Source organism: Geomonas sp. (assembly GCF_056994735.1).
In genome coordinates this window covers 1-2,480 of sequence record NZ_JBXKJL010000238.1, presented here as the reverse complement: position 1 = coordinate 2,480, position 2,480 = coordinate 1, and the positions used below count along the sequence as shown (strand labels likewise).

4 protein-coding genes are annotated in these 2,480 nt (G+C 61.6%); all 4 read left to right on the top strand.

All coding sequences use genetic code 11. The annotated features are described in order from the left end of the window. A partial coding sequence (locus AC11W3_RS10540) for a hypothetical protein (RefSeq protein WP_484092976.1) occupies positions 1-184 on the top strand: 184 nt, incomplete at its 5' end. 52 nt (positions 185-236) lie between these two features. Then, positions 237-1,070 carry a dTDP-4-dehydrorhamnose reductase gene (rfbD, locus tag AC11W3_RS10535; protein ID WP_484088807.1) on the top strand — a complete coding sequence of 278 codons (834 nt, stop codon included), beginning with the start codon at positions 237-239 and terminating at the stop codon, positions 1,068-1,070. Between the two features lie 25 nt (positions 1,071-1,095). Further along, entirely contained in the window at positions 1,096-1,461 is a 366-nt protein-coding gene (locus AC11W3_RS10530) for a phosphomannose isomerase type II C-terminal cupin domain (protein WP_484088806.1), read from the top strand. Then, a partial coding sequence (locus AC11W3_RS10525; protein ID WP_484092975.1) for a Na+/H+ antiporter NhaA occupies positions 1,462-2,480 on the top strand: 1,019 nt, incomplete at its 3' end.

Here is a 2,480-nt window from a genome sequence, read left to right as displayed (position 1 = left end):
CGGAGTTCTCTTGACGACGTGTGGCACACGAGCCATACGTCAGCGGAACTATTTCCCCAAAAAGGTCCTGATTACCAATCTTCCGCCAGCTTCCAAAGCTGTCATTCCCGAAGCGATTCTGATCGGGAATCCAGATCCTGAACGACGTGACATCTGGATCCCCGATAAGGGCATTCGGGGATGACAATCTCATAGCGGAAGATTGGCGCTAATTAGTAAACCTGTTGGAGGACTTGATGATACTGGTAGTCGGCAGCAAAGGGATGCTTGGCCAGGAGTTGATGGGTGTCTTTGGCGACTCCGCCCGCGGGGTGGACGTCGACGAGATCGACATCACCGACCTGGAATCGGTACAGCGAGTGCTGCTCACCCTGAAGCCGAGGGTCGTGATCAACTCCGCCGCCTACACCGACGTCGACGGCTGCGAGAGCAATAAAGAGCTTGCCATGCAGGTCAACGCCGAAGGCGTCGCGCACCTTGCCATGATCTCCAAGGAGATCGGGGCCAAGCTGGTCCAGGTCAGCACCGACTACGTCTTCGACGGCAGCAAAGGCTCGCCCTACGTGGAGGACGACCTCCAGGGGCCCCTCAGCGTCTACGGGGAATCGAAGCTCGCCGGCGAGATGAATACCTGGTTCAACGACAACCACGTGGTGGTCCGGACCCAGTGGCTCTACGGTCACGCGGGGAAGAACTTCGTCGAGACCATGCTGAAGCTGGCGGGCGAGCGGGACGAGCTGAGCGTGGTGGATGACCAGATCGGGTCCCCGACCTGGACCTACGACCTGGCGCTGGCCATCAAGGCTCTTGTCGAGAAGGACTGCCGCGGGACCTATCACGCCGCCAATGCCGGCTTCGTCTCCTGGAACGGCTTCGCCAAGGAGATCTTCCGACTGGCGGAAAAAGATGTCGCGGTCAAGGCCATGACTACCACGGAGCTCGGGCGTCCGGCGGCGCGGCCCCTTTACTCGACCCTCGACTGCAGCAAGCTCGCGCAGGACACCGGCTTCGCGCCGGAGCCTTGGCAGGAAGCCCTCAAACGGTACCTGGAGTTGCGCACGACAAAATAAAAGGATTCGGATCTGGAGGTTGATGATGGAGCGCGGAGAGCGTCCCTGGGGAACCTACACGGTTCTCGATGAGAATACCGGTTACAAGATCAAAAGGATCGAGGTGCTCCCCGGCCAGCGCCTGTCGCTGCAGAAGCACCACCACAGGAGCGAACACTGGATCGTTGTCTCCGGAACCGCCAAGGTCACCTGCGGCGACACCATCCGCGTCGTCAACGTCAACGAGTCCACCTTCATCCCCATCGGCTCCAACCACCGTCTGGAAAACCCCGGCGTCATTCCTCTGATCATCATCGAGGTGCAAAGCGGGGAGTACCTGGGCGAGGACGACATCGTCCGCTTCCAGGACGACTACGACCGGGTAGAGAGCGACGCGGGCCAGCCGGTCTAGATGAGGAACGGGCTGAATCTGCTGCGGGAATTCTCCGTCCCGCTGATGGCAGGCGTCCTCGCCGCCCTTGCCTGGGCCAACCTCGACTGGCAAAGCTACCACTCCTTTCTGCACGACCCGTTCTTTGCCGGCCTCTCCGTTCACTTCGTCACGAACGATCTGTTCATGACCCTCTTCTTCGGCATCGCCGCCGTGGAGATCACCCAGAGCTGTCTCCCCGGCGGCGATCTGCATCCGCTGAAGCGTGCGGTGAACCCGCTGCTGGCGACGGCCGGCGGCGTGCTGGGGCCGGTGGCCCTTTATCTCCTTTTGAACATAGCCTTCGGCTCTCCGGCCCTGACCAGGGGATGGGGGATCCCGACCGCGACCGACATCGCCTTCGCCTGGCTCGCCGCCCGTTTCATCTTCGGCAAGGGGCATCCCGCGATCTCCTTTCTGCTCCTTTTGGCCATCGCCGACGACGCGATCGGGCTCGCGATCATCGCCATCTTTTACAGCGATCCCAACACCCCCGTCCAGCCTCTCTGGCTGTTGCTGACAGCGGGGGCGATGGGAGTATCCTACGTCTTCCGCCGCCGGGGGGGCGGAAGTTACTGGCCCACGCTCCTCGTAGGGGGGAGCATGAGCTGGTTCGGGCTGTTCCAGGCCCACCTCCATCCGGCACTGGCGCTGGTCTTCGTGATCCCCTTTCTCCCGCACCGCTACACCGAAACCGCGCACCTCTTCGAGGATGAGCCCGGTGACCTGTCGCCTCTGGCCCGGTTCGAGCACGACTGGAAGGTCTTCGTCGATTTCGGACTGGTGATGTTCGGGCTGGTCAATGGCGGCGTCGCCTTCAGCTCCGTCGGTCCTGTTACCTGGCTGGTGCTGATCTCCCTGATAGTCGGGAAGGTGAGCGGCGTTTTTCTCTTCAGCTCCCTCGCCGTGAGACTCGGATTTCCTTTCCCGATCGGGATGGGGCGGCGGGAATTGCTGACGGCGGGAATGCTGGCGGGGATAGGATTCACGGTAGCGTTATT